We start from the raw sequence: 1,250 nt of genomic DNA on the forward strand, positions 1-1,250 counted from the left end.
GTGCCGGCGGCGCTGGCCACCACGATGGGCGCAAACGCGTGCAGCGCGAAGTGGCGCAGCACCACCTCGAGCCCGAAGAGCGCGCCGGCGATGGGCGCGTTGAAGCTGGCCGAGACGGCGGCGGCCACGGCGCAGCCCAGCAGGTCGCGCCCGGTGATGCCGTCGACGCGCAGCCGGTTGGCGACCCAGGACGAGATCATCGCCGCGATATGCACCACCGGCCCCTCGCGACCCGTCGAGCCACCGGTCGAGAGGGTGATCCACGAACAGAGCGCCGACGCGATTCCCGCCTTCTTCTCGACCCGTCCGTCGTTGAGCGCGGCGCCCTCAATCACGTCCGAGACCGAGCGTACCCGCCCGTCGGGGGTGAAGTACTGCAGGATCACGCCCACCACGAGCCCGCCCGCGACGGGGATCAGCAGCACCCAGACCCAGGGCAGTTCACGGGCGAAGCTGGCCAGCGTGTTGACGTCTTCCGTGCCGTAAAGCGCCGCCTGCAAGCGGTTGATGCCGAACCGGAAAATCACCGCCGAGGCACCTGCCGCCGCGCCCACGACCAGCGCGATGAGCCAGAACGTGACCTGCCCCGGAGCCTTGTGGCGCAGCATGTCCCAGCTTCGCCCGCAGGTGCCGCGCAACTCGTGCCACTGGCGGGAAAACGCCCGCAACATTCCCAGGTCCCCTTTGGCTTTCGCAGGGCGACAGGCGCGTATAAGGTCGCCCCCGAAGTCCCCGGAGGTAGCTGATGACCATCGCCAAAGCCCTTGACGCTCTTGCCCCACTCCTAGGCGAACGGCTGAGCCGGTCCAAGTCCGAACTGGCGCATCACGGACGCTCCGAGTCCTATTTCCCACAGACCGACCCGGACGCGGTGGCGTATCCCGAGACCCTCGCCGAGGTGCAGGCTCTGGTGAATATCTGCGCCGGGCACGGCTGCCCGATGGTGGGCTGGGGCGCCGGCACCTCGCTCGAGGGCCACGGACTCGCGGTGAGGGGCGGCGTGGTCGTCGACTTCTCGCGCATGAACAAGGTGCTCGAGATCCGACCCGCGGACATGGACGTGACGGTGCAGCCCGGCGTCACCCGCGAGGCGCTGAACGAGGAGCTGCGCGCCACGGGGCTGTTCTTCCCCGTCGACCCCGGCGCCAACGCGAGCCTCGGCGGCATGGCGATGACCCGCGCCTCGGGCACCACGGCGGTGCGCTACGGCACCATGCGTGACAACGTGCTGGGCCTGCAGGTGGTGCTGG

The 1,250-nt window shown here is 69.8% G+C and carries 2 protein-coding genes; one reads left to right on the top strand and one right to left on the bottom strand.

Annotated features, from left to right (window positions below):
• Nucleotides 1-671: chloride channel protein (locus HC022_RS26835; RefSeq protein WP_167454407.1), on the bottom strand; the 671-nt coding region annotated here is incomplete at its 3' end.
• A gap of 74 nt (nt 672-745) precedes the next feature.
• Between HC022_RS26835 and HC022_RS26840 the strand changes: the two genes are divergently transcribed.
• On the top strand, nt 746-1,250 hold a 505-nt coding region (locus HC022_RS26840), incomplete at its 3' end, for an FAD-binding oxidoreductase (RefSeq protein WP_167454408.1).

It is taken from the genome of Salipiger sp. HF18 (assembly GCF_011806505.1).
Lineage (GTDB): Bacteria > Pseudomonadota > Alphaproteobacteria > Rhodobacterales > Rhodobacteraceae > Salipiger > Salipiger thiooxidans.